Raw genomic sequence first — 25,151 nt, forward strand, 5'->3', positions numbered from 1 at the left:
TCCGCGCCAGCTATAAGAAGTGATAGGTGGCGTTCTTGCTTACCGGGAGTCGGCCATGCTTGACGGAATCCGCGAGATCAAACGGCAGTTCACTGACCATCAGACGCTGGATGGCCGGATCGATCAGGTGCACGAGGCGATGAAGAGCCTGGGCTTCGAAGCGCTGATCTACGATTACACGCCGGTACCCTACGATCTCGACGGCGAGATCATGATCCCGTCGCTACTGAAGCTGCGCAACATTTCCGACGACATGCACGACTACTGGTTCGATCGCGGCTATTTCCGCATCGACCCGGTTCAGCAAGTGGCTTTGCGCACATCGACGCCGTTCTTCTGGAACTACGACGCAAATGCCGAAACGCTGATCAACCGCTTCATGAGTGAGAACACCGAGCCGGTTGCCCGCTACCTCAGCGAACGTGACATGTCGAGCGGCGTGACCGTGCCGATCCATATGCCGCGTGGCGACTACGCCACGGTCACGGGTATCCGCTATGGCCAGGACAAGCAGTTCCAGCGGGACGCCTTGCGCTACATCGCCGATTTCGGGCTGCTCGCCCATGTGTTTCACGAGACGGCCTACGATCTCTTTGACACGCAAGCCCGCAGTGCCGGCAGGCCGCGACTGACCGAGCGCGAGCGCGAATGCCTGCGTTACTCGGCCGAAGGGCTGTCCGCCAAGGAGATCGCCCGCATGATCGAGCGCTCCGTACCAACCGTGGTGATGCATCTGAATGCAGCCGCCAAGAAGCTTGGGGCCAAGAACCGTACCCAGGCCGTCGTCCGTGCCACGCACTATCGCCTGCTGGAAGACAGGCCATCCTATAACTTCTGATAGCTGCCGCGCCTTGCGCCGCCACGCTATGGTTTTCCATCGGATACCCAAGGATGGAGATGCCCGTGACCGCTGTCACGTCGAAGGAAGATTATCTGCCGTTTCGCGAATACCGCACCTGGTACCGCATCACCGGCTCGCTCGACAGCGGCAAGCTGCCTCTGGTGGTCGCCCATGGTGGACCGGGCTGCACCCATGATTATGTCGATAGCTTCAAGGACATATCCGCGCTCGATGGCCGAGCCGTCATTCATTACGATCAGCTCGGCAACGGCAACTCGACCCGCCTTCCGGACAAGGGTCCCGACTTCTGGACGCCGGCACTCTTCCTCGAAGAACTCGACGCACTTCTCGCCCATCTCGGCATTGCCGATCGCTATGCCTTTCTCGGCCAGTCCTGGGGCGGGATGCTCGGCGCCGAACACGCGGTTCGCCAGCCAAAGGGCCTGAAGGCCCTGGTCATCGCCAATTCGCCCGCCAACATGCATACCTGGGTTTCGGAGGCCAACCGCCTGCGCGAGGAACTGCCGAGAGACGTACAGGATACACTGCTCAAGCACGAACTTGCAGAGACGCTGACCGACCCGGAATACATCGCCGCATCACGGGTCTTCTACGACCGGCATGTCTGCCGCGTCACGCCTTGGCCGGCGGAAGTCGCCCGTACCTTCGCGATCATGGATGAGGACAACACCGTCTATCGCAACATGAACGGCCCGACCGAGTTCCACGTCATCGGAACGATGAAGGACTGGACGATCGAGGATCGACTGAGCCGGATCGAGGCGCCGACGCTGCTGATCTCAGGCAAGTATGACGAAGCCACGCCATTGGTGGTGAAGCCTTATGTCGATCATGTTCCCGATTGCGAGTGGGTGCTGTTCGAGAACTCAAGCCACATGCCGCATGTCGAGGAAAAGGCGCTGTGCCTCGACACGGTCTCGACGTTCCTGTCCCGGCACGACTGAGCCCAGACCGGGTTTGCGGTGATCCGCGGTGCGTCTGAGTAATTGCAGGCGCATCCGCGACAACGGGAATTTCGCCGTCGAGACGTCAGCGCTGGGCTCTAACAGGCGCCAGCGCGGCCGCGCTCAATCAGACGCGGTGCCGGAAAACGCGTTCAGCGGAATTTTCAGATATCGCCGACCGTTATCCTCGGGCGGCGGCAATTCGCCGCCTCGAAGATTGACCTGCAGGGCATGCAGCATGAGCTTCGGCATCGGCAAGGTCCGATCGCGCGCCGTTCGCAAAGCGATGAAGTCTGCCTGTGTTTTGCCGGCGACGTGCGGATTGGAGCGCCGCTGCAAGCCGACAGTGCTCTCCCAGGTCGCCTGGCGCCCGCCTTGCCGGTAGTCGTGACCGGTAAACAGGCGCGTCTCGTCCGGCAGCGTCAGGATTTCCTGGATGGACGACCAGAGGTCGCTCGCACTCCCACCGGGGAAATCGGCCCGCGCCGATCCGCTGTCAGGCATGAACAGTGTATCGTGGATGAATGCGGCATCACCGATCACGTAGGTGATCGATGCCAGCGTGTGACCCGGAGAATGGAAAACGGTTCCGTCGATATTACCGATCGAAAAACTGTCCCCGGCCGAAAAGAGCCTGTCCCACTGCGAGCCGTCGCAGGCGAAGCCACTCCAGTTGTAGATGTCGTTCCATAGTCTCTGCACGGCGATGACATGCGCGCCGATCGCCGTCGGCGCGCCCGTTTTCGATTTCAGGTACTGGGCGGCCGAGAAATGATCTGCATGAGGATGCGTGTCCAGGATCCACTCCACGCTCAGGCCGCGGCCGGCAATGTGCTGCAGGATCGCATCGGCACTTTTCGTGGCCGTTGAGCCCGACTTTTCATCGTAGTCGAGCACAGGGTCGATGATGGCACATTTGCCTGTCGCCAAATCCGCCACGACATATTGAATGCTGCCGGTGCGTTCGTGATAGAAACCGGTGACGTCTGGCGTGTTCATGGTCAGGCTGCGTTTCGCTCGTCGTTTCGTGGAAAGAAGATCGCACGGCTGGCATCGAAGTCATAATTTTGCGCATGATCCCTCGCGTCGGCGGCAAGCTCCGTGACCGCGTTCAGAATGAAATCGACATCCTGGTCCGACAGCAGGACGCTGAAATTGAGGCGGATGAAGCCGGGCTTGCGGATCTCTTCACCGTTGAGGATCGCCTGCCGTATCTCCTCAGACTGTTCGTCATCGATCGACAGCAAGCGGTGGACATACGGGCCGGCGCAGGCGCAGCCCCCGCGGGCCTGGATCCCGAAACGATCGCTCAGCATGCGCGTGATCAGCTGCTGATGGATATAGCCGCCTTGGCCGTCCTTTACCCGGAACGAAAAGATCGGCAGCCTCTGCGGCGCGAGTTCGCCCAGCAGTTCCAGATGATCGAGATCACGCCATGCAGCCAGCGCGCGCGCTGTCAGCTCGGCGTTTCTGGCCGCGAAATAGTCAGCTCCAAGCGCACCCTTCACCAGGAACGCCAGCGCCGCCCGGATATCGCCGACGACGTTGGGCGTCCCTGCTTCTTCCCGCGCTTCGAGACTGTCGCTGTAATCGTGGCTGTTTGGCGAGACGAATTTGACGGTCCCGCCGCCGGGCCACGAGGGCTTGGCGATGACGGACGCATCCCGCCTCATGATCAGGACACCCGATGCAGACGGGCCACCGATGAACTTGTGCGGTGACACCACGACGGCGTCGATCTCGGCATCCGGGCCATAAGACATGAAGATCGGCAGATACGGACCGGCCCCAGCATAGTCCCAGACCATGCTTGCACCGTTTGCCTTGGCAATTCGGGTGATCGCCTCGACATCGGTCATGATCCCGGTAACGTTCGAAGCGGCCGAGAAACTGCAGATCGTCAGATCTGCGGTCTCGTTGAGAGCCACCTGAAACGCCTCGATATCCGGGCCACCGGAAGGATCTTCCCTGATCTCGACGACCTCAGCGCCGCTTTCGCGCCAAGGCAGGATATTCGAATGATGCTCGTATGGGCCGACAATGATGCGCACCTTCTGGCCAGCCGCCAGCGATTGCTCGACACCGAGCAGCTTGACCAGCCGGTTGATGCCGGCCGTGGCGCCGGAACCTGCGAAAATGACGGCGTGTTCGGCGCCGGCTCCACAGCACTGGGCAATAATCGCACGCGCTTCCCTGCGCAGACGCGTCATGAACCCGCCGCAGTGGGACGCCTCGGTATGGCTGTTGGCATAATAAGGGAGAACCTCGTCCAGGATGAAGCGCTCGATCTGCAGGAGTGCCCGTCCCGAGGCCACGTAATCAGCGTAGAGAAGCTGCTTTACGCCATAGGGGCCTTCGATGGTCGCGGTTTTTCCGATCAGGCCTGAGCGCAACTCGGAGACGACGTCACCATCGATGAGGCCCTGCCTGAAGTCGTGCAGCGGGCCCTGGGATTGTTGTAAATCAGTCGACAAAACAGCCATCGCATACACTCCCAATCAAACTCGAGCTGATTATAACCCAAGATCACGCTTGAGACTTCACCATTTTCCGGCAATAATTCCTTAGAACTGGGTCAGGTGATAGCCTCTTATGATAAAAATCGATGATTTTGATATGCGCATTCTCTCAACCCTGCAGAGGAATGGCACGATCTCGCAGCGTGATTTGGCTGATGCTGTCGGCCTGTCGCAAAATGCCTGCTGGCGCCGACTGCAGCGCTTGAATGAAACCGGCATCATCCTTGGAACGCATGCCAAGATCGATCTTGTGGCGCTCGGGATCGATCTGACCGTCTTCGTGATGATCCGCACCCGCCATCATTCCAAGGATTGGGCCATCAGCTTCTGCAAACATGTCGAGAGCCTCCCTGAGGTGACCGACTTTTACCGGATTGGCGGAGAATGGGACTATCTCATCAAGGTCATGACGCGCGGGATTGCAGGATATGACGCATTCTACCAAAAGCTGATCACCGATTTCGACCTTGCAACGGTGACCGGCTTCTTCTCCATGGAGACGATTATCAGCAACCGCACCGCCGATCTGACGATGTTCCAGCGACTTTGAAGCATGCGGCACGGCCTATATGGACGGCGCATGTCGTATCGGGAAAGCGAAGTCGAAAATGCGTATCAGCTCGACCGAAGCGCCCTGTGTCTCAGTGCGAACAGCCGAAAAACGGCCGGCGCTACCGCGGATCAAAACAGCTGTTTTGTGAACGAAATCAGCGCGCCGCTTTCGCAGCGATCTCCAAAAATTTGATTTTTTTATGGACATCATGCGTATATCGCCTTACATAGGCCTCACTTCAATCAATGCGGCGGCGCTCTGAAAAGAACAAATATGCGCCGCACATCGATGCTTCTGTACGAGACGCTTCCTAAGAGCATTTCTATGCTGGGGAAGACAGAATCATCACCCCATCAAAAGCCACGGGCTGCGTAAGAAACAATTGCGATACTGCTTGATGCGACAGATATACTGGCGCCGGCTGCAGTATTGGATCAAAAGGAGAATGCCCGGCCTCTTGAGCTCGGCGCCTAGATTATATGAATTCTGCAACTGAAAAAGACGCGCCGGCACAGTCGGCTACGACCAAGATCAGTATCAACAACGTCTATAAAGTTTTCGGCGAGCATCCGAAAAGGGCCATGGCGCTGGTGCGCTCGGGCAAGTCAAAATCCGAGATCCATGCAGCGACCGGCTGCTCGATTGGCGTCAACGACGCCAGCTTCGATATTCGCGCCGGCGAGATCTTCGTGATCATGGGCCTGTCGGGCTCCGGCAAATCAACACTTCTGCGCCTCCTGAACCGCTTGATCGAGCCGACCTCGGGATCGATCGAGATCGATGGCCAGGATATTACCGGCATGTCGCGTCGGGAGCTGATCGCGCTTCGCCGTCGCGATATCAGCATGGTCTTCCAGTCGTTTGCGCTGCTTCCAAACCGCACGGTGCTGAACAATGCCGCCTTCGGCCTTGAAGTTGCGGGCGTCGGCGAAGACGAGCGCAAGCTAAAGGCGCTCGCGGCACTCAAGGCCGTCGGGCTGGAGGGCTATGCCGACAGTCGCCCGGACCAGCTTTCCGGCGGCATGAAACAGCGCGTCGGCCTTGCCCGGGCGCTGGCCAGCGAGCCGACAATCCTTTTGATGGACGAAGCCTTCTCGGCGCTCGACCCGCTGATCCGCACGGAGATGCAGGACGAACTGGTTCGGCTGCAATCGGAGCAAAGCCGCACCATTGTCTTCGTCAGCCACGATCTCGACGAAGCGATGCGCATCGGTGACCGTATCTGCATCATGCAGAACGGCAATGTCGTGCAGGTCGGCACGCCTGACGAGATCGTCACGAAACCGGCCAACGACTACGTTCGTTCGTTCTTCCGCAATGTCGATGTTGCCCACGTCTTCAAGGCCGGTGATGTCGCCCGCAAGTCGCAGGTGACGATCATCGAGCGCGATGGCGTCTCGGCTGCGGCAGCCCTCGAGCGGATGAAGAACTATGACCGCGAATACGCCATCATCCTCGGTCGCGACAAGCGCTACCACGGCATGATCAGCCAGACGTCGCTGATCGAGAAGATGCGGGCCAAGGCCGCCGACCCCTATCGCGGCGCCTTCCTGCCCGAGATCGAGGCGATCCCTGCCACCGAGCCGCTGTCGAACGTCCTCGGCAAGGTCGCCGCCAGCCCATGGCCGGTACCTGTCGTCGATGACGGCAACCGCTATCTCGGCTCCATCAGCAAATCGGCACTGCTCGAAACGCTCGACCGCGCCAGCTGACCCCAAACACATCGGATAAAACATGAACTTCGATATCGGAAACGGCATCGACGCTGCCGTCAATTACGTCCTCGACAATTTTTCACCGCTGTTGGACGCCATCGCCGCGACAATCGGCTTCGTCACCGATGGCATCCAGAATGCCCTGCTCGCCATCCCCATGCCGGTTGGAATCGCGGTCTTCGTGATCCTTTCGCTCTGGCGCGTCGGTTTCGGCTTTGCGGTGTTCACAGCCCTCGGCCTGCTGCTGGTCAATCACATCGAGCTCTGGGGCCCGATGATGGAAACGCTGTCGCTGGTGATCGCCTCGACGTTTATCGCCATGCTCATCGGCTTGCCGCTGGGCATCGCCATGGCCCGCAAGGATGCGGTCGCTGCCTTCGTGCGCCCTGTACTCGACCTGATGCAGACCATGCCGGCATTCGTCTACCTGATCCCGGCCGCAATGTTCTTCGGCCTCGGTGCCGTACCGGGCGCGATCGCCACGGTGATCTTTTCGATGCCGCCGGTGGTCCGCCTGACCAATCTCGGCATCCGCCAGGTGGATGGTGAATTCATCGAGGCCGGCAACGCCTTCGGCTGCACCAGCACGCAATTGCTGTTGAAGGTGCAACTACCCAATGCCATGCCCTCGATCATGGCCGGCATCAACCAGACGATCATGCTGTCGCTGTCGATGGTGGTGATCGCCTCGATGATCGGCGCCGGCGGCATCGGCAACACGGTGCTGACAGGCATCCAGCGTCTGGATGTCGGCACCGGGTTCGAGGGCGGCATCGCCGTTGTCATCCTGGCCGTCATCCTCGACCGCCTGACCCAAAGCCTCGGAAAACCCCGCCCAGCCTTCTGGCAGAGTTTGTTCCGCAAGGCAGAGCGCCATCAGCTGGCAACGGCAACCGCCTGACCCTGCGCGCCAAACCATGGCGGGCCAACGCCCACCGAATGCAAACCTTCGCAAAAGGAGCACATATGTTCAAAACACTTGCAACCCTCGGCCTTGCCGCCGCCCTTCTCGGTGGCACGGTCACCTCAAGCATGGCTGAAGACGCCAAGCCTGTGAAAATCGGCTGGGCAGCATGGTCAGACGCCGAATTCGTCACCAAGCTCGCGGCAAAGCTGATCGAGACCAAGCTCAATCAAAAGGTCGAACTGGTGCAGGCTGATGTGGCGCCGCTCTACCAGGGCGTCGGTCGCGGCGACCTTGATGCGATGATGATGGCCTGGCTGCCGCAGACCCATGCGGACTATTATGCCAAGGTGAAAGACAAGGTCGAGACGCTCGGAACCGTTTATGACGGCGCCAAGCTCGGCTGGGTCGTTCCGGATTATATTCCAGCAGACCAGATCGGCTCGATCGAAGATCTCAAGAAGGAAGACGTCCAGAAGAAGCTTTCCGGGACCATCCAGGGCATCGACCCCGGCGCCGGGCTGATGCGACTGTCAGAGAAGGCGGTCAAAGACTACGGACTGGACGGCTACAAGCTGCAGATCTCCAGCGAAGCCGGCATGCTGACGACGGTTGATCGCGCCGAACGCGGCGAAAAGTGGTTCGTGGCCACCGCCTGGAGCCCGCATTGGATGTTCGGCAAGCACAAGCTGCGTTACCTCGATGATCCGCGGAAATCGCTCGGCGAAGCCGAACACGTCGATATCCTGGCGCGCAAGGATTTCAAGTCGGACAACCCCAAGGTCGCCGGCTTCCTGTCCCGCATGAAGCTGCCGATCCCTGATCTGCAAGCGGCAATGTTCACCGCGCAGGAGACCTCCTACGACAAGGCGGTCGACAAATACATCACCGACCATCCTGATCAGGTGAAAAGCTGGATCGGCGACGAAGGCTGATTTCCGATCTAGGGCTTCACCTGTGGTGAAGCCCTTCTCCCGATCAGACAGGAGCGACGGATGTACATCGACAGCGCCAACACATTTCACGCCACAGACGACACGATAGGCGGGCGGATATCGCTTGCGCGCGACGCCGTCGATCTGCCGATTGACGACGCTGCCCGGCGCCTTGGCATCACACCGGATATGTGGTCGGCCTGGGAAAATGACCGCGCCGAACCGTTCGCAGACAGCCTGGAAGCGATCGCCTGCACCCTTGAGGTGAGCCTGGCGTGGCTGGTGAGCGGACATGGCAGAGGCCCGATCTGGCTGGCCGCCGCAAACAACAACGATGTGCACACGTCGAGCTGAAAGCCATAGGCTGGGATTGACGATTGCACGACGGACCAATGAGGAATGACAATGGATACGAAGACCATCACCGCAGAGTTGACGCAGCATATTCCAGGCACCCCCGCGCTCGACAGCGCCACGAGTGCTGGCCGAAGTGCTGATCTTCGAGGCATGCACACGCTCTATTCCGATATGGGCTGGCTGATCGCCGAGCGCTTTTCGTCGCTCGAAGACCGCCAGCGGGTGTTCGAACTGATCGAACTCGGCATGCGCAACGGCGACGGAAAACTGAAGAACGCTGTCTCAACCGGGCTGATCGAAGCGATGATTTCCCGCACAGGCTCACAGCCGGCAAGATGGCGGCAGATTTCGTCGCACCTCGGACCGCTATCCTCGGCCTACGTGCAGAGCTGACATCGGTTGCTTCCGGCGGACCGGCAGGGTCTGTGCACCGCCCTTCCGATTGGTGGGCGCACAGTCCCTGCCGATTTGCCACGCAGCTGTTATTTTAGTACGCACCGGTACATTATTTATCGGATCTTAAGATTAGCATCCTTAGATGACCTGACTTCACCACCGAGGGCACCGTCATGGTTTCTGCAGTTTCAAGCTCCGCGTCTACAATTCTGTCATCTTCGTCCAGTTCTTCCGACGTTGCCACGCTGGAGGCACAGCTTGCCGAAAAGCGTGCGACCCTGGCAAAGACGAAGGACGAGGACGAAAAGGCCACTGTCGAAAAGGCAATCGCAACACTCGAAGCAAAGATCGAAAAGCTCTCGGCCAGCAGCGAGACGACAGCCGCCCAGCCAGCTGCGGCGACCAATTCGAAGCCCGCCGCGCCGCCTGCGCAAATGTCGGGCGAAAGCGAGCGAATTGGCGATACGAATTTCGACGAGAGCACCGACTTTGGTGACCGCACCGCCTACGTCTGAGATCAGGTGATGCGATCAGCCGGCGCTTCGGCAGCCTGGCATTTGTTTATCGCGCAGAGCCTCTGGCTCAAAGCCTGTCACGTGATATGACATGGCAATGAGCGAAATCGAGAGCACTGATCAGGATGAGCCGGCCAAGAGAGGGCGCGGACGGCCGAAGACCCAGAGCGACGGGGAGCGCCGGACCGATATCATCGATACGGCCCGCAAGACCTTCGTCGATCTCGGTTACGCCGGCACCACGACCGAAACTGTCGCGGCGCGCTGCAAAATCTCCAAGCAGACGCTCTACAGGCTATTTCCAAGCAAGACGGACCTTTTTCTCGCAGTGGTCGCAGCCCACCGGCAGATGATGCTCGACCTTCCTCGGCCTATGGGGGAAGACGCGCCGGTGGCGGACGTCCTGCAGAAAATTTTCATGATCGATATCGACGAAGAGACGCAGCGCGAGCGCGAGGCGTTTATCCATATCGTTATGCGTGAAGGCGCCCAGATCCCCGAGATCGGCGAGATTCTGAGGCGCGAGGGCATCGATAAATCACGGCAAAACCTAGCGGACTGGCTGGATGGACAGGCAAGGCTCGGCAAGCTCGTCATCGACAATCCTTTGAGCGGCGCGCGCATCCTGATGGACATGCTGTTCGGCGCCATGGGCATGCCAAACCCCGATTGGAAAGACCGGGCAGACCGGCGCGCGCACCTTCAACGCTGTATCGCGATATTTGCGTCTGGCACCCGACCTGACCTGACCTGACCTGACCTGACCTGATGGCTCTCGTCGATCCGGCCGAAATATGGCGGCACCGAGGGTGCCGCCATCGATATCAGGCAGCTCTGGCTGCGTTGATCGGGATCTCGACGTCGATCTCCAGGATCGACATGTGTTCATCGCGATCCATCTTCACATGCACCCGGTCGCTATCGACCTGGACATGCTTGGCGATCACAGCCAGGATTTCTTCGCGAAGGATCGAGATCAGGTCCGACCCGGTAGACGAGCGTTCGTGGGCGAGCAGGACCTGCAGGCGCTCGCGGGCAGCGGGCGCGGTTCTCTGTTTGCCAAAGAGGCTGAAAATGCTCATGCGGCCTTCCTTCCGAAAATCTTGCCGAAGATACCCCGCTTTTCCCCAGGGACCGTCATCGGGACGTCTTCACCGGCCAGCCGGCGGGCGGCATCGAAATAGGCCATGGCCGGGGCGCTGCGGCTATCGGCGAGCGTGACGGGCGCGCCGATGTTGGAAGCCCGCAGAACATCCATGCTTTCCGGGATGATACCGAGCAGCGGGATCGACAGGATCTCCAGCACGTCGTCCACCTTCAGCATGTCACCGCGTTCGGCGCGGTTGGCGTCGTAGCGGGTCAGCAGCAGGTGCTTTTCCATCCGCTCGCCGCGCTCGGCCTTCAATGTCTTGGAGTCGAGCAGGCCGATGATGCGGTCGGAATCGCGGACAGACGACACTTCGGGATTGGTGACGACAACGGCAACGTCGGCATGGCGCATCGCAAGGGTGGCGCCGCGCTCGATGCCGGCAGGGCTGTCGCAGATCACCCAGTCGAAGTGACGCTTCAGGTCGGCCATCACCCGCTCGACGCCCTCAGCGGTCAGATTGTCCTTGTCGCGGGTCTGCGAGGCCGGCAGCAGGAATAGTGTTTCCAGCCGCTTGTCGCGGATCAGCGCCTGCGACAGCTTCGCGTCGCCCTGGATCACATTGATCAGGTCGTAAACGACCCGGCGCTCAGCACCCATGACCAGATCGAGATTGCGAAGACCGACGTCAAAATCGACGACCGCGACCTTCTCGTTTCTCTGTGCCAGTGCCGCTCCGAAGGCTGCGGTCGAGGTTGTCTTTCCAACTCCGCCCTTGCCTGAAGTGACGACGATGACTTTCCCCATCTTTCTCTCCTAGTGTCCTGGCCAACCTGGGCTCAGATAAGTTTCTCGGCCTTTATCGCCTCGTCTTCGAGCCAAAGCTGAACTGCTTTTCCACGAAGATCCGGCGCCATGTCTTCCGCCATTTTGTAGATGCCATCGATCGCCACCAGCTCCGCCTCGAGCTTCCTGCAAAAGATCCGCGCCGACGCATTTCCCACCGACCCCGCCATGGCGCGGCCGCGCAACGCTCCGTAAATATGGATCGAACCGCCGGCGATCACCTCGGAACCCGACGCTACTGATCCGATGACAGTCACGTCGCCCTCCGGAAAGATCACCGACTGCCCGGAACGAACCGGCTCCCGGATAACGAGAGACTGCAGCGCCTGGCGAACCTCCGCCGGAGCCGGGCTTCCCGCCACTTCCACGACAGGCTCCTGCTGCGGCAGCTCGAAATCCGACATCGGCCGGCCACCCTTCAGTGCCGGCGGCAGGCCGGGGCCAAGAATCGATGGACGACCGCCTTCGACACCCATGATGCTGACATTGCGCTTACCAAGCTCGGCAACCAGCTCTTTCAACTGCGCACGGTCGATTTCCAGATCCGTCACATCAAGCACAACCGGGCGCCCGAGGAAAAAACCTGCCGAGCGCGCAGCCAGATCGTCCAGCCGAACCAGCCAATCATCGAGCGGCAGGTCAGGCGACAACATCACCGCCAGAAAGGAACGGCCTTTGATACGGATGGAGCGAGCATCTGTTAGCAATTTGGTCATCTATGTTAAGAAATCGTTGATACTTTGTACCTTTGAGATGGTTAACAAAAGGTTAATATCGGCAACTTGCACGGGGCTGATCCTTTACGATTTCGCGGGGCGTGAAGCGAAGGGAACGACCTCTATGATGCGAATAAACGTTTCAAAATCAGTCGTTTGCGATCATAGAGCATGTCACGCTTAGGCACGCTGCATGCATAAAACGGAGCAGCGTCATCCCTTGAAATCCGATGCGCAGACAATTGAGATTTTTCCAATCCACCGAGAAAACGGCGAAACAGATATCTGCTCGGCTCAGCCTTGACCCATCCGCTGCAGAATCACGTCGAAAGACCTTTTGAGGGAAACATGGATGCAAGAGACTGAAGCACACGGAAGTCCGGTGACGTGGCACGCCGTCCTTGCAGCGATTGTCGACTTTCTGACTGCCTTCTGGATATCGGGCATGCTTGTCGCAACGATCGCCGGCGGTAGGACGCAAGGCGGGTTCAGCCTTCAGGGAATGCCCGCTCTTTTATGCTTCGCCCTGATCGTCGCTTATTTCGTCATCCGCAGTTACGTTCGCGTCCCGGCTGTTGTCCAACTGGAATCTTTGCTTCAACCGCCAGGACGGCGCGCGCCTGCGGTGCGCACATGTTCGTCGCTGTGTTTGCTGCGAATGCGCCGGACGGTCAGCCAGACACCAAGAACCACGATCGGCACGGCGGCTCCCGTCAGGGTTTCAGGCGCAATCTCGATTCCGACATTGTGGATCAGCTTGGCGAGGTAGCCGACGAGTCCGATGACGTAGTAGGAGATGGCCGCGACCGAAAGGCCTTCGACCGTCTGCTGCAGCCGCAATTGCAGATGCGCGCGCTTGTCCATCGAGCCGAGAATTTCGGTATTGAATTTCTGCAGTTCGACGTCGATCCAGCTGCGCAACAGCGCAGTGGCGCGCGCCAGCTTGCGCGACAGGTCAGCTTGGCGCTCCTCGACCGACTGACAGGTTCTCATGGCTGGCGCCAAGCGCCGCTGCAGGAAGGCGCCGAGCGTCTCGTTGCCCGGCAACGCCTTCTCCGTCAGCATCGCGACGCGTTCGAGAACGATGTTGTAATAGGCTCGGCTGGCACCGAAGCGATAGAGGCTGAGCGCCGCGTTGGCTTCGACCTCGGCTGCGAGGCGGGTGATCTCTGACAGCATGGCGTCTGCCTCGGCGCGCGCATGCTGCTTCATCCCCTGGGTGACGGCGGTAAAGCTGTTTTCGATCTGGCGAATTTCGGGCGACAGGGTCTGGGCGAGCGGCAAACCCATCATCGCCAGCGTCCGATATGTCTCGATGTCGAGAAGCCGCTGAACGAGCATGCCGCGGGCAGCGTCGGTCATCCCATGGTCGAGGATCAGGAACTTGGTGAGGCCATCACCGTCCTGGCGGAAGTCGGTGATCACCGTCGCCTGGCTGTCGGCGACCATGCTCTGACACAGGCTGGTCGGATCGAAATGAGCGATGACATCGCTGACGTCTTCGCTATCCGGGCGGATTTCAATGCGCACGCCTGAAATGAACGGACCGGGAGCCACAAAACTCGCACCAAAAGGACTGATCGGGATCTCGACGCCGAATTCGCCAAGCGCCGGCGTATCCCAAAAGTAGGTCGAGAACTCGGTATGACGCTCCCAGCGCAGCGTACCATTGCCCCACTTCAGGGTGTGGTGGCTGGTATCACTTGCAGGAGCCGGGACACCTTGGCCCAGAGAGAGTTCTGCAAGGATCGCCTGGTCGGCGACAAAATTGGCTTCCGTCAGAAAGGCGACCTGGAAGATGACGCGGGGTAGCGGAATAAGCGTGTAGGGGCGTGAATGGATTTCACCGAGCGCCCGCGCACGGACATCAGCGACTGGAAACGAAAAGCTGCGCTTCGACAAATCATGGCTCCTGACTGCACCCCGTCGGCCAGCCCTTCCTATTGGCTATTATCAAATGGTTCGCTCGGTACGACGTGGCGGTTTGACGCAGAATGCCGATGTCGGGCTTTCGATGCCGCAATCGGGCAGACGCTGGCCGCTACACCATCGGCACGGCAAAAGAAACGTGCAGGAACCAAAGCCCGGCTGAACTGTTTCTAAGTTAGATACCTTGAATAAGGGAGAGAGACCAATGAGACAGTTTATCAAGTTTGTCGTGATCGGCGGCATGGCGCTAAGCAGCGGAGCGCTCACCGGTTTGCCTGCCAGCGCACAGGACCTGGAGTTGCGCGTCGGGCCAGGCGGTGTTGGCGTCTACAACCGCGACCAGGATCGCAATCGCGACAACAGATACGACTATGACCGCGGCCGTGAGCGTGCATCTCGCCAAGGCTGCGACCCCGATGACGCCCTCGATTCGGCACGCGATGCCGGTTTCCGCCGTGCGCATGTGGTTCGCGTGACATCCAGAAACATCGTCGTTGACGGCTTCACGCGCGGCGGCCCCGACAGGATGGTCTTCGCGAATGTTCGAGGCTGCCCGGAAGTAGGCTAAACTACTGTTTTTATGTAAAAAAAGAGAGAACGGAAATGATGAGAACAATTCTTTTGGTAAGCGCAGTGGTCGGCGCACTTGCGTCCTGCACGGCGACCGAACAGGGAACGGCCATCGGCGCGGGAACCGGCGCGGTCATCGGCGGTGCGGTCACCCATAGCGTAGGCGGGGCCGCGGTTGGCGCTGTTGCCGGCGGCGTGGCCGGCGCGCTCATCGGCCAATCGACCGAACGTCGCGGGTACTGCGTGTATCGTGATCGCTACGGCCAGACCTACGAAGCGCGTTGCCGCTGAGGCGAACGACAGATTTCATAGAGCCGACCAGCCCATCGGTCGGGCGGCTCTTTTTAAAGGGACACCATATATATTAAACCAGATGGCAGAAGGAGGCCCAGCCATGCCTGCGAAATCGAAAGCTCAACAAAAGGCTGCCGGTGCGGCGCTATCGGCGAAACGCGGAGAAACCCCAAAGAACAAGCTCAAAGGTGCCTCAAGGACGATGATGGAGTCGATGAGCGAAAAGCAACTCGAAGAGTTCGCCTCGACAAAAACCAAAAACAAGCCTGAACACGTGTCCCGTTGACCAAACGGATTTACGAGCTGCAACTGATGAAGCGGCTCGCAACTTGATTTCCGTGCCCGATAATGCCGCCTGCGCCACGATGCGGACCAAATTTCATGTTGATGCATATCGAACATCAACGCGTCTTGGGCGAGCGTATGAACTGGATCACTCGGTATGTCGATGAGCCGCTGCTTCAGGGTGCTGCGGCACTGTTGAAGAGGTGGCATCAGCTTACGGGCCAGCGGCCCGACATGCTGGAGCCAGTATGGCATGTGCTTGCCGTATCGGTCTTGATGATTGCCAGCCTGCAGTTTCTAACGGGTCCCACCCTGCTGTTGAGCCAAGGGGCGCTCATCATGCTTGCCGTGCCTTCTGCGCTGCGACTGATGCAGAGAAGCTCCGTCAATTCAACCTATAGCTTGAATGACTACAAGACGATGCGGGCGGCCGCGATCGACAAGCGCGAGAATGAATGGGCGCTGCGCATGGCCGTTCTCGTCGGTTCTGCGACCCTCCCCCTCGCCCACCCGGTCAATGATATGATGGGCACCTATTTCATGCTGGGCGCATCGCTATGGTTTGCATCGACGGCGCCGCTCCGGTTCTACCTCAGCGCCGCCGAACCACCGGCGCCCGGCGAGGGCGATCGGTTTTCGCGCCGCGCTTTGGGCTCCGCGACCAGCTAGCGATTTTCCGATCTGCGGAACTTAGTCGCCTGATCCCCGTTTCTACACAACGGAGAAAAGGAGACTGCTATGCTTTATTACGCCCTGGTATTCCTCGTTGTAGCGCTGATCGCCGGCGTTTTGGGATTTGGCGGCATTGCCGGTGCATCTGCATCGATCGCACAGGTACTGTTCTTCATTTTCGTGGTGCTTTTCGTGGTTTCGCTGGCAATGCGCCTGTTGCGCCGCTGACTGATCCGAGAGGAGAATACGATGTCAAATCCACCATCTCCCCATCGAACCGAAGCGCTTGATCTCGCGCAGGAGTATATGCGCCTTGGAGGCAAGCGTCGCTCCGCCAATGACGACAATCTCGTATCGACGCGAGAGTGGGAAGCGGATAGCACGCAGGCAAAAGCATTCTGGAAAACTAAGATCGCTGCGCTCCCCGACGAAAAGCGCAATGAGGTGATCTCGCATCTGCCTGCGGTCAGCACGGTCTAGCAGAAGCAATCGGCTCTCGGGTGGAGCGCGTTGACAGCATCTTCGATTGAAGCCGGAATTCAATGACGCCTGCCGTTGCATCACTATGCGGCAGGCGTCGGATGTTAAAAAGCATGTCACGAGACGGGAAATGTCCGACGGCATCAGGGTGGAAGCACGACATTGGAATCGAATAGCATTGTAAAATCGGATGGCGTTGTGACGTTGAGAGACGAGACACAGCTTCGGTCATGTTTACCGAAGCGTCGCATGTCCGACGTCGAGTGCAAGCGCATAGTCGCTCAGATCGAACGAATCCAGCGCATCACCGATCAGGCAGAGCAGCAATCACGGGAGCTTTAGGCGAAGGAGGCGAGATGCGCTCAATCATGAGAAACAGCATCGCCAAATCTGACGCTTGTGACGAGTTTGCCCTTCTCATCGGTTACCTCGAACACGCTCTCATCAAGCGCCTTACCTGTGAGAATGCCATCTGCCATCATTTCTCTGGCAGTGCGCACCGCTTCGGTCTGGACCGCGTCCAGACTGGGCAACTCCACGCCGGTGTCATCTGCTAGAAAATCACCTTGTTCGCGGATGTTGAAAAAGTACCTCACAGTCAGGCTCTCCAGGTTGGTTTCCTTGATGTTTGATGAAGAACATGCGTGAGCGCCTAAAGTTCCGGAACCTGTCTGTTTCTACTGCCTTTATCGCTGGTTTTGATCCTCGAAATCCGGGGGGTGGATCTCGCTGGTGGGGCTGTTTGGGCGATTGCCACGGTGCGTGACAATCTGTTAAGCCTCGCGACACGGGTCGGACAGCCGATCGTGCGCCTGGAATCACATTACATTCGGAAATAGCGCCTCAGATCGCCTCAGGAAATTCATGTTTGGACATTGGAACGGACCGGCGGCTCTGGTGCTCACCAGGCAATTTCTCATCGTCGCAGCGCTCGGTATTCTCACCGCCTGTGCATCTCGTCCAAGCGCCGCAGTTCTGCAGCCGGTGTCCGCCAACAGCGCAGCGGGCAAAAAGATCGTTCTGCTGGCGGCAACCAACAGGCAGCCGGACGAAGCCACAAATGGTTTCAAGTCGGTGCGTGGCAGCGCCATCGTCTATCAGCGCTATGCAATCTCTATTCCGCCGAAGCACAAGTCTCCCGAGATCGAATATCCGACTGCGCACCCTGATCCGAAGCGTGAGATGGTGCTGACCGATCGGCGCACGTTGTCGAGGCCGGAGCTTCTCTCAGCCGCAGCAGCCGCTCCCGACAAGACCGGAACAGTGGGCATATTCGTGCACGGATATAATTACAGCTTCCAGGAGGCGCTGTTCCGATTGGCCCAAATCACTGCGGATGCCGATACAGGCGGAACGCCAATCCTGTTCTCCTGGCCATCGGAAGGCGCGGTAACCGGCTATGTCGCCGACCGTGACGCCGTACTTGCCTCGCGCGACGATCTTCGGGCCGTGCTGGGGTCGCTGTCCGCGCAACCGGGAATAAAGCGTGTCGTTCTGTTCGGACACAGCATGGGTGGGTTTCTCATCATGGAAACCCTGCGCGAACTGAAGCTTGCAGGCCGCGACGACGTTCTGCGCAAACTCGTCGTGGTGCTGGCCGCCCCGGATATCGACGCCGATGTTTTCCGCTCGCAGCTGAATGTTATCGGCAAGTTGGCAAATCCGCTGGTACTTCTGGTCTCGAAAGATGACCGGGCGCTTGCTGTCTCAAGCTTTATCGGCGGAGAACGGCAGCGTGTCGGGCGGCTTGACGTCAACGATCCAGCAGTTCAGGCGGCGGCCCGCACCTATGGTGTCCGTGTGATCGATATCACCGCCGTCAAAGGCGTCGATGGCCTCGGCCACGACCGCTATGCCAGCTTGGCTAGGCTTGGGCCGCAGCTTGCTTCGATGGACGGGCAACGTGGCGCGTCGGCGACAGAGGTAGGCGCATTCGTCTTCGATGCGGCCGGCGCCGTGGTGTCGAGCCCGTTCAGGCTGGCAAGCACGATCGTCACCCCGCACTGACAAGGCTGCTCAAATCACAATAAAACGGCTCAGCGGCGGCAAAACTATCCGGCTGTGCCCTGGCGGCAATAGCGCCAGCGACAATCGACGTTACAATAAGATGCAAATGGGGGTGAGATGGTGACGAAAACAGATTGGCCGAAAGAGGCGCTGACATCGGAAGCGATGGAAGCTTTGGATCGTGTCCTCAGAGCCTGGTGTTTGGAACGGGCTGTCGCCGTGGACAGCGAGCAAGGTCAGGCAACAGCGAAGGCGCTGATCGACTGGTTCGAATTCGGCGTTCACGACGAGCAGGAACTTGCGCGCCTTGCCCGTGACGAGCTGCAAATGAAGCCGTGATCACGATGCAGGTTGCTTTGGTCCGCCAAAGCAGGCCCGACAGCTACTGCAGCGTGGCATGAATGGTAAAGCGCCTCGCCATCTCCGGCCGGACGTCGAACAACTGCCTGAGGCGGCGGACAGCCTCATCGATCGTCAATACGACATCGGTGATCTGCTCGATCTCACAATAGAGATCGTAGGTTTCACGTTCGTCCAGACGCCCGCTGGCGATCAATCCCCGCGTCATACCAATCAGCCTTTCAACCCGCTGGACGATATCGAGGCTTGCACTGATGATGTTGTCAAGCATGCGCGATCCCCACTCTGCCTCATCAGAGACTGATGCAGATTCGGAACGGGTGCAATCCCTCAGTTTTTGTCAGGCGCGGTTACGCAGACCGGCAATCAGATCCTTGATGTCGTCGAGTGTGGGACGGTCGCGCGCATTCGCGGGCCTGGATCGTATTGCCGAGACGGAAAATGCGATTGCTGCGACAACGGCGCCAGCGGCGATGAGGGCCGATACCGGATAAAGCCTGAACGTTGCCTCGGCGCGCCATGCGGCTTCGATCGCTCCGCCCCTGGTGGTGCGACCGAGGGTGGCCACCGTCTTGCCCAGCTCTTCGACATCTCGCCTCAACGCCGCCAATTGCTCCGCGATGTCGCCATCCCGTGGTGACGCTTCGGTCGGTGAAGCCGAGCGCAGCGCAACCGCACTTTTCTTCGCGGGCTGCGCTATCACTGGACCAACGGCCTTGAGCGATTTTGCAGCCGGGGTACGATTGCGTGGTGGCATTTGATTTTCCCGTGGTCACAGCGAGATTTAGGAAGTCAATTGGTGCGGAGCGATGCGCTGGCAAGAGTTTCAACGATAATCTGAGCTGTGTGGCGCGCTATTGCTTCGATATCAGCGCTCTTATCCTACGCGCAAACCCATCCATGTGAAACGGCCTGGTCAGGAAGTGGGTGCCAGGCCGCCTGACGCGTGACCGTGCTTGCCCACTATGTTGGCTGCAAACGCGTTCCCCGGCTTCGCTTTGAACGGCCGATTTTCGGTCATTCGCAATCCGTTGCTGCCTTTTGCGGAACAAAAGTGGCATCGCGGCGGTTCCGGTCTGCAGAGCCCAATCAGAGACCGCACATGGAAATTCCGACATCGACCTACAGACTGCAGTTCCGAAACGGCATGACGTTCGACACTGCAGTCGAGCTGGTGCCTTACTTCAAGGCGCTGGGCATCAGCCACCTGTACGCCTCGCCGATCTTCACCGCGACCACCGCATCCACGCACGGCTACGACATTACCGACTGCAACGAGATAGACCCGGCGATCGGTGGCAGGGACGGCTTTGCGCGTCTGAGCGCAGCATTGAAGGCTGCCGGGCTTGGCCTGATTGTCGATATCGTCCCCAACCACATGGCAGCAACAACGGAAAATGCCTGGTGGGCCGATGTGTTGAAATTCGGCAGCGACAGCCGCTATGCCACCTATTTCGACATCGATTGGCGCGACCGCCTGACGCTGCCAATCCTCGGGAAGCCGTTCGAGGACGCCCTGGCGGATGGCGACTTCGAACTGATGCAAAATCCTCAAACCGACGAATGGAGCCTTTCCTATTTCGAGACGCATCTGCCATTAGCGCCAAGCAGCATGTCAGCCATCTCCGGCGACCCGAAAGACCGAGCGCTGATTTCACGTATCCACGATCTGCAGCCATACCGCCTGACATTCTGGCGCGAGGCTGCGAAGACACTCAGCTACCGGCGCTTCTTCGAGGTAACAGGACTTGTGGGTCTGCGTGTCGAGGATGAGGTGGTCTTTGCTGACAGCCACCGCCTGGTTTTCGATTTGGTTGCCTCCGGCGCCGTCCAGGGCCTTCGCCTCGACCATATCGACGGGCTCGCCGATCCAGCCTCCTATCTTGAACGGTTGCGTACAGCCGTTGGGCCACAGACCTTCATCGTCGCCGAGAAGATCCTCGGGCCCGATGAAACCCTTTCGGCGGACTGGCCGATACAGGGAACCACCGGATACGAGTTCATCTCGGCGCTCAGCAACCTCTTCATTGATGCCGGCGGCATCCAGGAACTCGGCCGCGCCTACGAAAGCATATCGCCGGACACGGCGGATTTTTCTGCCGGGCTTCGGGCAGCAAAAGTGCTCATGGTGACGCGCAACTTCGAGGGCGAGACCAATCGTCTGGTGCAGATGGCTCATTCGCTTCTTCCGAACTTCGATCGAGATGTACTGGCGGAAGCGATTGTGGAACTGCTGGTCGCCTTTCCTGTCTACCGTACTTACGGCCAGGCAGGGCAATGCTCCGCCACCGACCGTGCTGTGCTCGATAAGGTTGTCAAGAATGCCGCAAAACATGTGGCCGACGCGCTTGCAATGGATTCGGTTGCCGGGCTTTTTCACAGCGGCGATCGGGCGGAGGAGTTTCAGCGGCGCTTTCAGCAACTCAGTGGCCCGGTCATGGCAAAGGCCATGGAGGACACGCTGTTTTATCGGCATAATCTGTTGCTTGCAGCAAACGAGGTCGGCGGCGAACCTGGCGAGCAGCCGGGCGGCGTTGAAGAGTTTCACAGGCTGATGCAGCAGAGGGCAAGGCTGCAACCGCACGGACTGTCGGCAACCTCCACCCATGACACCAAACGCGGGGAAGACGCCCGCGCTCGACTTTTCGTGCTCAGTGAAGAGCCGGACCTGTGGCGCCGCAGCGTCGAGCGTTGGCGCGAGATGAACCGCGACCGCCTTGTCGAACTTCCAGCCGGCCTGACGCCGAACGGCAACGTCGAGTGGATGCTCTACCAGTCGCTGGCTGGTATCTGGCCCGAGGAATTTAGAGATGGTGCCGCAGAGGCCCTCAAAGACCGTTTCATGCCCTATGCCGAGAAGGCGGTCCGGGAAGCAAAGATCGAGACAAGCTGGGACACACCGCATCAGCAATATGAGGAGGCAGTCACATCCTACGCTGCCGGGTTGACCGTCTCGGCCAATCTGACATTTCACGAGGATTTCGCCGAGGTGCTGAAGCCGTTGGTGGCAGCAGGATATCTCAACAGCCTTTCGCAGACGCTAATCAAGCTGACGGCACCCGGTATCCCCGATATCTATCAAGGGTCCGAGGTCTGCGATTTCAGCCTTGTCGATCCAGACAATCGCCGCCCCATCCATGCCAGGGAATTGGCGCACATACTCGCGTCCGACGAGCATATCGCCGAGTTGACGCTGCCGGCACTGAAGCAGCGCATCGTCCAGATCGGCCTCAATCTGCGCAAACGAGAGCCGGCGTTGTTTGCGGAGGGGGAGTATCTGCCGCTTTCGGTGACGGGCAGCCATCGGGACCATGTCGTGGCGTTTGCCCGACGGCAGGGCGAGGCTTATGCAATCACGGTGGTGCCGCGCATGATGCTCGGACGGCTGGAACCCGGCGCGCTGTTTGCCCCTGCAGAATTCTGGGCAAGTACCGATGTCGTTCTGCCGACGCAGTTCCAGGGTCAGAAGCGTGACTTATTGACCGGCCACATGCACGAGGCCGCGGCGGTGTTGCCGGTGGCAGAAATCCTCGGCACGCAGCCGGTCGCCTTGTTGACGACAGATAGGGCGGCACACCTTGCTGCTCCGTAGATCTGCTTCTCCAGTAGATATCGACGGATCGGCATCCGCTCCCGCTCATTGACGCTCTGTCCAGCCCTCAACCATGATCGAAAGGCTTCGCGTGACTGACATGATGTTCGGCCCCATAAATTCCGGCAGCGGAGTTCGCTTTCGCCTTTGGGCCCCGCTTGTCGATAGTGTCGGCTTGAAATTGGCGGATCGCGAGCCACAAGACATGCAACGATCCGCCGACGGCTGGTACGACTGCGACATCGCCGATGCCGGACCGGGGTCGCTATACCGATTTGTCCTGCCGGACGGCCGTCAGGTGCCCGATCCGGCCTCCAGGTTTCAGCCACACGACGTGCATGGCTTCAGCGAGGTCATCGATCTGAAGTCCTATCGCTGGAAGAACTCCAACTGGGCCGGACGAGCCTGGGAAGAACTCGTCATCTACGAGATGCATATCGGCACCTTCACTGACGAAGGCACCTTCCTGGCCGCGATCGATCGGCTCGATCATCTCGCGCGATTGGGCGTCACTGCGATCCAGCTTATGCCGCTTGCGGATTTTCCCGGCCGCTATGGCTGGGGCTATGATGGCGTATTGCCCTATGCGCCCGATAGCAGCTACGGCCGGCCGGAGCACCTGATGGCATTGGTGGATGCAGCGCATCAGCGCGGCATCTGCGTTCTTCTTGATGTGGTCTACAATCACTTCGGCCCCGACGGAAATTACCTGCCCTCCTATGCGCCCCTGTTCAGCGACAGCCACCAGACGCCCTGGGGCAACGGGATCAACTACGACGGCGAAGGGTCGGGACCGATACGCGAGTTCGCGATCCAGAATGCCATCTATTGGGTGACAGAGTTCAAACTCGACGGGCTGCGGCTGGATGCCGTCCACGCCATCAAGGACGATAGCCGCGAGCATTTCCTCATCGAACTCGCACGCCGCGTCCGCGCAGAGGCCGGCGTTCGCCATGTGCATCTCATCGTGGAAAACGAGGACAACAACACTGATCTGCTGAAGCGCGACGAAAGCGGCGATGCAACGCTCTTTACCGCGCAATGGAACGACGACATCCACCATGTGCTGCACATCACAGCCACAGGCGAAACCTTCGGCTATTACGGCGACTATGCGCAAGACACCAACGCCATCGGCCGGGCGCTTGCGGAGGGCTTCGTGTTTCAAGGGCAGCATATGCCCTATCGCGGTGAAGCGCGGGGGAAAAGCACGTTGGCTCTGCCACCGACTGCCTTCATTTCTTTCATCCAGAACCATGACCAGATCGGCAACAGAGCAACGGGCGACAGGGTCATCGCCGCCCAGTCAGCAGAGATGGCAAAGGCGATCGCCGCCGTCTACCTGCTTGCGCCACAGATACCCATGCTGTTCATGGGTGAAGAATGGGGAGCGCAAGAGCCCTTCCCCTATTTCTGCGATCTCAACGAAGAGCTCAACGCAATGGTCCGCAAAGGCCGCCGGGAAGAACTCTCGCGGCTACCGGGTTTCGATGCCGACGATCTGCTCGACCCAACGGCACCCTCGACATTCGAGATGGCCAAACTCGCCTGGTGGAACATCTCCCATGCTCCCTACTCGGAGATGCTCGATTTCTACAGCATGCTTTTGAAGATCCGACACCAGGAGATCGTGCCGCTGCTGCGTGGCGCCAAGCGCGGCACCTTCGCCACTGACCCGAATGCTGCTGCCGTCGCAATCGACTGGCCGTTGGCAGGTGGGGGACGGCTTCATTTGCGTGCAAACCTTGGCAACGATGGCCTATCGCCAGACATCCGCGCAACAGATGCCCGGGAGGTATTCAGCCTGGGATCTGCAAACGGCGGCAAACTTTCGCCGTGGTCGGTATTTTGGAGCATCAGCCCCGGCTAACGCAGATGGTCGCCGTTCCGCGATCAAACGTTCGTGTGCCGCCGGTGCGGCATGGGAACCAACGCCGGGGCGTTCGAGTTTCGCTTTGCGAACGTCACATAGACAGCAGGCCAAATGACCAGACCCAGAGAAAAATCGAACAAAGAGACCCGCGAGAAGCGCTTCGTTGAAACAGAGAAAGTTGCATCCGAAATGATCGAGGCGGAAGCCCGCAGCAAGAAGGAAAAAACCGAACGCCTGCGTGCGATCCGCCTGGCCGCGCAGCAAAAGAGCGTTCCGTCCGAAGACGACACGACACCGGATTAAAGGATCGCAACGCAGCAGTCAGTTGCAAGGTGGTCGTTGTCGCGGCAACGTCGCGCCGCAGAGCAATGGCGTTGCGCTTCTGTGGTGTTTTCGCTACGCTGTAATCAATATCAATGGTCGCCAAGCCATCGCGGCGACCTAGCAAACGGAGTGTCAGCATGCTGCCGTCTCAATGCCGGATGGCTCGAGCGGCTCTCGACATGGGCGTTCGAGAGCTGGCCGAGTTGGCGCAGGTATCGACGAACACCATCACGCGTTTCGAAAAAGGCGAGGAGCCGCTCAAACCTCGGACAGTGTCGGCGATCCAGGCTGCGCTGGAATCTGCCGGCCTGGCATTCGTCGATGGTGATTATTCCGGCTCGGGCGGTCCCGGCGTCCGGCTGACGCAGCCCGCCGGCGGATCGCTCGACGTCAATGAAGACGAGATGGTGCAGTAC

30 protein-coding genes and 1 pseudogene are annotated in these 25,151 nt (G+C 59.4%); 22 read left to right on the top strand and 9 right to left on the bottom strand.

Annotated elements, in window-relative coordinates; all coding sequences use genetic code 11:
- The first annotated feature begins 55 nt into the window (after positions 1 to 55).
- Together GVL52_RS01970 and GVL52_RS01975 are read left to right on the top strand one after the other, a co-directional pair.
- Positions 56 to 838 (top strand): LuxR family transcriptional regulator, encoded by a 783-nt coding sequence (locus GVL52_RS01970; RefSeq protein WP_160003570.1) that lies wholly within the window; start codon positions 56 to 58, stop codon positions 836 to 838.
- Between the two features lie 65 nt (positions 839 to 903).
- Positions 904 to 1,806 (top strand): proline iminopeptidase-family hydrolase, encoded by a 903-nt coding sequence (locus tag GVL52_RS01975; protein ID WP_160003571.1) that lies wholly within the window; start codon positions 904 to 906, stop codon positions 1,804 to 1,806.
- A gap of 123 nt (positions 1,807 to 1,929) precedes the next feature.
- Here GVL52_RS01975 and GVL52_RS01980 read toward each other — a convergent pair whose 3' ends face one another.
- Both GVL52_RS01980 and GVL52_RS01985 read right to left on the bottom strand, forming a co-directional pair.
- A complete protein-coding gene (locus tag GVL52_RS01980; protein ID WP_160003572.1) occupies positions 1,930 to 2,805 on the bottom strand; it encodes an MBL fold metallo-hydrolase in 876 nt (291 codons plus the stop codon).
- Positions 2,806 to 2,807: 2 nt separating this feature from the next.
- Complete coding sequence (locus GVL52_RS01985) at positions 2,808 to 4,289, bottom strand: aminotransferase class V-fold PLP-dependent enzyme (protein WP_160003573.1); 1,482 nt, start codon at positions 4,287 to 4,289, stop codon at positions 2,808 to 2,810.
- Positions 4,290 to 4,398: 109 nt separating this feature from the next.
- Between GVL52_RS01985 and GVL52_RS01990 the strand changes: the two genes are divergently transcribed.
- The 8 genes from GVL52_RS01990 (at position 4,399) to GVL52_RS02025 (ending at position 10,454) form a co-directional block, all read left to right on the top strand.
- Positions 4,399 to 4,875: an Lrp/AsnC family transcriptional regulator gene (locus GVL52_RS01990; protein WP_160003574.1), complete on the top strand. Its 477-nt coding sequence runs from the start codon at positions 4,399 to 4,401 to the stop codon at positions 4,873 to 4,875.
- A 482-nt stretch (positions 4,876 to 5,357) separates the two neighbouring features.
- On the top strand, positions 5,358 to 6,590 hold the full coding sequence (gene proV, locus GVL52_RS01995; RefSeq protein WP_160003575.1) for a glycine betaine/L-proline ABC transporter ATP-binding protein ProV: 1,233 nt from the start codon (positions 5,358 to 5,360) through the stop codon (positions 6,588 to 6,590).
- Positions 6,591 to 6,612: 22 nt separating this feature from the next.
- Positions 6,613 to 7,494 (top strand): proline/glycine betaine ABC transporter permease, encoded by an 882-nt coding sequence (locus GVL52_RS02000; RefSeq protein WP_160003576.1) that lies wholly within the window; start codon positions 6,613 to 6,615, stop codon positions 7,492 to 7,494.
- Positions 7,495 to 7,559: 65 nt separating this feature from the next.
- Positions 7,560 to 8,432 (top strand): glycine betaine ABC transporter substrate-binding protein, encoded by an 873-nt coding sequence (locus GVL52_RS02005; protein WP_160003577.1) that lies wholly within the window; start codon positions 7,560 to 7,562, stop codon positions 8,430 to 8,432.
- A 60-nt stretch (positions 8,433 to 8,492) separates the two neighbouring features.
- Positions 8,493 to 8,786: a helix-turn-helix domain-containing protein gene (locus tag GVL52_RS02010; protein ID WP_160003578.1), complete on the top strand. Its 294-nt coding sequence runs from the start codon at positions 8,493 to 8,495 to the stop codon at positions 8,784 to 8,786.
- A gap of 51 nt (positions 8,787 to 8,837) precedes the next feature.
- Positions 8,838 to 9,182 (top strand): hypothetical protein, encoded by a 345-nt coding sequence (locus GVL52_RS02015; protein WP_160003579.1) that lies wholly within the window; start codon positions 8,838 to 8,840, stop codon positions 9,180 to 9,182.
- A 176-nt stretch (positions 9,183 to 9,358) separates the two neighbouring features.
- On the top strand, positions 9,359 to 9,700 hold the full coding sequence (locus GVL52_RS02020; protein ID WP_160003580.1) for a hypothetical protein: 342 nt from the start codon (positions 9,359 to 9,361) through the stop codon (positions 9,698 to 9,700).
- A 97-nt stretch (positions 9,701 to 9,797) separates the two neighbouring features.
- The gene (locus GVL52_RS02025) at positions 9,798 to 10,454 is read left to right on the top strand and encodes a TetR/AcrR family transcriptional regulator (protein WP_160003581.1); all 657 of its coding nucleotides are present in this window, start codon (positions 9,798 to 9,800) and stop codon (positions 10,452 to 10,454) included.
- A 70-nt stretch (positions 10,455 to 10,524) separates the two neighbouring features.
- On the opposite strand, the gene minE is transcribed toward GVL52_RS02025, so the two are convergent.
- The 4 genes from minE to GVL52_RS02045 form a co-directional block, all read right to left on the bottom strand.
- Positions 10,525 to 10,782, bottom strand: coding sequence for a cell division topological specificity factor MinE (gene minE, locus GVL52_RS02030; protein ID WP_160003582.1), 258 nt, complete (start codon positions 10,780 to 10,782; stop codon positions 10,525 to 10,527).
- Entirely contained in the window at positions 10,779 to 11,594 is an 816-nt protein-coding gene (gene minD / locus GVL52_RS02035; RefSeq protein ID WP_160003583.1) for a septum site-determining protein MinD, read from the bottom strand. The genes minE and minD overlap by 4 nt, the downstream gene beginning before the upstream one ends.
- A gap of 32 nt (positions 11,595 to 11,626) precedes the next feature.
- Complete coding sequence (gene minC / locus GVL52_RS02040) at positions 11,627 to 12,349, bottom strand: septum site-determining protein MinC (RefSeq protein WP_160003585.1); 723 nt, start codon at positions 12,347 to 12,349, stop codon at positions 11,627 to 11,629.
- Between the two features lie 597 nt (positions 12,350 to 12,946).
- Positions 12,947 to 14,251 (bottom strand): DUF3422 family protein, encoded by a 1,305-nt coding sequence (locus tag GVL52_RS02045; protein WP_160003587.1) that lies wholly within the window; start codon positions 14,249 to 14,251, stop codon positions 12,947 to 12,949.
- Between the two features lie 232 nt (positions 14,252 to 14,483).
- Here GVL52_RS02045 and GVL52_RS02050 point away from each other — a divergent pair, with 232 nt between their 5' ends.
- From GVL52_RS02050 to GVL52_RS02075, 6 genes are all read left to right on the top strand, one after another.
- Positions 14,484 to 14,846 (top strand): hypothetical protein, encoded by a 363-nt coding sequence (locus GVL52_RS02050; RefSeq protein ID WP_160003589.1) that lies wholly within the window; start codon positions 14,484 to 14,486, stop codon positions 14,844 to 14,846.
- A gap of 35 nt (positions 14,847 to 14,881) precedes the next feature.
- Positions 14,882 to 15,139 (top strand): glycine zipper domain-containing protein, encoded by a 258-nt coding sequence (locus GVL52_RS02055; RefSeq protein ID WP_160003591.1) that lies wholly within the window; start codon positions 14,882 to 14,884, stop codon positions 15,137 to 15,139.
- Between the two features lie 103 nt (positions 15,140 to 15,242).
- The gene (locus GVL52_RS02060; protein WP_160003593.1) at positions 15,243 to 15,428 is read left to right on the top strand and encodes a DUF3008 family protein; all 186 of its coding nucleotides are present in this window, start codon (positions 15,243 to 15,245) and stop codon (positions 15,426 to 15,428) included.
- Between the two features lie 137 nt (positions 15,429 to 15,565).
- On the top strand, positions 15,566 to 16,096 hold the full coding sequence (locus GVL52_RS02065) for a hypothetical protein (protein WP_200847740.1): 531 nt from the start codon (positions 15,566 to 15,568) through the stop codon (positions 16,094 to 16,096).
- 69 nt (positions 16,097 to 16,165) lie between these two features.
- On the top strand, positions 16,166 to 16,327 hold the full coding sequence (locus GVL52_RS02070; protein WP_037185010.1) for a DUF1328 domain-containing protein: 162 nt from the start codon (positions 16,166 to 16,168) through the stop codon (positions 16,325 to 16,327).
- A gap of 21 nt (positions 16,328 to 16,348) precedes the next feature.
- A complete protein-coding gene (locus GVL52_RS02075; RefSeq protein ID WP_160003597.1) occupies positions 16,349 to 16,579 on the top strand; it encodes a hypothetical protein in 231 nt (76 codons plus the stop codon).
- Positions 16,580 to 16,941: 362 nt separating this feature from the next.
- Here the strand turns inward: GVL52_RS02075 and GVL52_RS02080 are convergent, their stop codons facing one another.
- Positions 16,942 to 17,175 (bottom strand): hypothetical protein, encoded by a 234-nt coding sequence (locus tag GVL52_RS02080; protein ID WP_160003599.1) that lies wholly within the window; start codon positions 17,173 to 17,175, stop codon positions 16,942 to 16,944.
- Positions 17,176 to 17,443: 268 nt separating this feature from the next.
- Between GVL52_RS02080 and GVL52_RS02085 the strand changes: the two genes are divergently transcribed.
- Both GVL52_RS02085 and GVL52_RS02090 read left to right on the top strand, forming a co-directional pair.
- Entirely contained in the window at positions 17,444 to 18,586 is a 1,143-nt protein-coding gene (locus GVL52_RS02085; protein ID WP_160003601.1) for an alpha/beta hydrolase, read from the top strand.
- Between the two features lie 117 nt (positions 18,587 to 18,703).
- Positions 18,704 to 18,925: a hypothetical protein gene (locus tag GVL52_RS02090; RefSeq protein ID WP_244619063.1), complete on the top strand. Its 222-nt coding sequence runs from the start codon at positions 18,704 to 18,706 to the stop codon at positions 18,923 to 18,925.
- Positions 18,926 to 18,968: 43 nt separating this feature from the next.
- Here GVL52_RS02090 and GVL52_RS02095 read toward each other — a convergent pair whose 3' ends face one another.
- Positions 18,969 to 19,217: a hypothetical protein gene (locus GVL52_RS02095; RefSeq protein WP_160003603.1), complete on the bottom strand. Its 249-nt coding sequence runs from the start codon at positions 19,215 to 19,217 to the stop codon at positions 18,969 to 18,971.
- 69 nt (positions 19,218 to 19,286) lie between these two features.
- Positions 19,287 to 19,703: a hypothetical protein gene (locus tag GVL52_RS02100; RefSeq protein ID WP_160003605.1), complete on the bottom strand. Its 417-nt coding sequence runs from the start codon at positions 19,701 to 19,703 to the stop codon at positions 19,287 to 19,289.
- A 345-nt stretch (positions 19,704 to 20,048) separates the two neighbouring features.
- On the opposite strand from GVL52_RS02100, the gene treY reads away from it, so the two are divergent.
- The 4 genes and pseudogenes from treY to GVL52_RS02120 all read left to right on the top strand — a co-directional run.
- Complete coding sequence (gene treY, locus GVL52_RS02105; RefSeq protein ID WP_160003607.1) at positions 20,049 to 22,538, top strand: malto-oligosyltrehalose synthase; 2,490 nt, start codon at positions 20,049 to 20,051, stop codon at positions 22,536 to 22,538.
- A 100-nt stretch (positions 22,539 to 22,638) separates the two neighbouring features.
- On the top strand, positions 22,639 to 24,408 hold the full coding sequence (gene treZ, locus GVL52_RS02110; protein ID WP_160003981.1) for a malto-oligosyltrehalose trehalohydrolase: 1,770 nt from the start codon (positions 22,639 to 22,641) through the stop codon (positions 24,406 to 24,408).
- A gap of 114 nt (positions 24,409 to 24,522) precedes the next feature.
- Positions 24,523 to 24,714 carry a hypothetical protein gene (locus GVL52_RS02115; RefSeq protein WP_160003609.1) on the top strand — a complete coding sequence of 64 codons (192 nt, stop codon included), beginning with the start codon at positions 24,523 to 24,525 and terminating at the stop codon, positions 24,712 to 24,714.
- A gap of 158 nt (positions 24,715 to 24,872) precedes the next feature.
- Positions 24,873 to 25,097 (top strand): annotated as a pseudogene (locus GVL52_RS02120) (helix-turn-helix domain-containing protein); the annotation flags it as partial.
- Between the last annotated feature and the right edge of the window lie 54 nt (positions 25,098 to 25,151).

Source organism: Rhizobium sp. 18055 (assembly GCF_902706285.1).
In the GTDB taxonomy this organism is placed as follows: domain Bacteria; phylum Pseudomonadota; class Alphaproteobacteria; order Rhizobiales; family Rhizobiaceae; genus Rhizobium.

What these genes read in the sequence shown, in the direction of transcription:
- GVL52_RS02020 (WP_160003580.1), top strand. Translation starts at nt 9,359, where the DNA reads ATGGTTTCTGCAGTTTCAAGCTCCGCGTCTACAATTCTGTCATCTTCG.
- treZ (WP_160003981.1), top strand. Translation starts at nt 22,639, where the DNA reads ATGATGTTCGGCCCCATAAATTCCGGCAGCGGAGTTCGCTTTCGCCTT.
- GVL52_RS02070 (WP_037185010.1), top strand. Translation starts at nt 16,166, where the DNA reads ATGCTTTATTACGCCCTGGTATTCCTCGTTGTAGCGCTGATCGCCGGC.
- treY (WP_160003607.1), top strand. Translation starts at nt 20,049, where the DNA reads ATGGAAATTCCGACATCGACCTACAGACTGCAGTTCCGAAACGGCATG.
- GVL52_RS02015 (WP_160003579.1), top strand. Translation starts at nt 8,838, where the DNA reads ATGGATACGAAGACCATCACCGCAGAGTTGACGCAGCATATTCCAGGC.
- GVL52_RS02065 (WP_200847740.1), top strand. Translation starts at nt 15,566, where the DNA reads ATGAACTGGATCACTCGGTATGTCGATGAGCCGCTGCTTCAGGGTGCT.
- GVL52_RS02025 (WP_160003581.1), top strand. Translation starts at nt 9,798, where the DNA reads ATGAGCGAAATCGAGAGCACTGATCAGGATGAGCCGGCCAAGAGAGGG.
- GVL52_RS01985 (WP_160003573.1), bottom strand. Translation starts at nt 4,289, where the DNA reads ATGGCTGTTTTGTCGACTGATTTACAACAATCCCAGGGCCCGCTGCAC.
- GVL52_RS02050 (WP_160003589.1), top strand. Translation starts at nt 14,484, where the DNA reads ATGAGACAGTTTATCAAGTTTGTCGTGATCGGCGGCATGGCGCTAAGC.
- GVL52_RS01990 (WP_160003574.1), top strand. Translation starts at nt 4,399, where the DNA reads ATGATAAAAATCGATGATTTTGATATGCGCATTCTCTCAACCCTGCAG.
- proV (WP_160003575.1), top strand. Translation starts at nt 5,358, where the DNA reads ATGAATTCTGCAACTGAAAAAGACGCGCCGGCACAGTCGGCTACGACC.
- GVL52_RS02100 (WP_160003605.1), bottom strand. Translation starts at nt 19,703, where the DNA reads ATGCCACCACGCAATCGTACCCCGGCTGCAAAATCGCTCAAGGCCGTT.
- minC (WP_160003585.1), bottom strand. Translation starts at nt 12,349, where the DNA reads ATGACCAAATTGCTAACAGATGCTCGCTCCATCCGTATCAAAGGCCGT.
- GVL52_RS02095 (WP_160003603.1), bottom strand. Translation starts at nt 19,217, where the DNA reads ATGCTTGACAACATCATCAGTGCAAGCCTCGATATCGTCCAGCGGGTT.
- GVL52_RS02090 (WP_244619063.1), top strand. Translation starts at nt 18,704, where the DNA reads ATGGTGACGAAAACAGATTGGCCGAAAGAGGCGCTGACATCGGAAGCG.
- GVL52_RS02010 (WP_160003578.1), top strand. Translation starts at nt 8,493, where the DNA reads ATGTACATCGACAGCGCCAACACATTTCACGCCACAGACGACACGATA.
- GVL52_RS02005 (WP_160003577.1), top strand. Translation starts at nt 7,560, where the DNA reads ATGTTCAAAACACTTGCAACCCTCGGCCTTGCCGCCGCCCTTCTCGGT.
- GVL52_RS01980 (WP_160003572.1), bottom strand. Translation starts at nt 2,805, where the DNA reads ATGAACACGCCAGACGTCACCGGTTTCTATCACGAACGCACCGGCAGC.
- GVL52_RS01970 (WP_160003570.1), top strand. Translation starts at nt 56, where the DNA reads ATGCTTGACGGAATCCGCGAGATCAAACGGCAGTTCACTGACCATCAG.
- GVL52_RS02000 (WP_160003576.1), top strand. Translation starts at nt 6,613, where the DNA reads ATGAACTTCGATATCGGAAACGGCATCGACGCTGCCGTCAATTACGTC.
- GVL52_RS02075 (WP_160003597.1), top strand. Translation starts at nt 16,349, where the DNA reads ATGTCAAATCCACCATCTCCCCATCGAACCGAAGCGCTTGATCTCGCG.
- minE (WP_160003582.1), bottom strand. Translation starts at nt 10,782, where the DNA reads ATGAGCATTTTCAGCCTCTTTGGCAAACAGAGAACCGCGCCCGCTGCC.
- minD (WP_160003583.1), bottom strand. Translation starts at nt 11,594, where the DNA reads ATGGGGAAAGTCATCGTCGTCACTTCAGGCAAGGGCGGAGTTGGAAAG.
- GVL52_RS02085 (WP_160003601.1), top strand. Translation starts at nt 17,444, where the DNA reads ATGTTTGGACATTGGAACGGACCGGCGGCTCTGGTGCTCACCAGGCAA.
- GVL52_RS02055 (WP_160003591.1), top strand. Translation starts at nt 14,882, where the DNA reads ATGATGAGAACAATTCTTTTGGTAAGCGCAGTGGTCGGCGCACTTGCG.
- GVL52_RS02115 (WP_160003609.1), top strand. Translation starts at nt 24,523, where the DNA reads ATGACCAGACCCAGAGAAAAATCGAACAAAGAGACCCGCGAGAAGCGC.
- GVL52_RS02060 (WP_160003593.1), top strand. Translation starts at nt 15,243, where the DNA reads ATGCCTGCGAAATCGAAAGCTCAACAAAAGGCTGCCGGTGCGGCGCTA.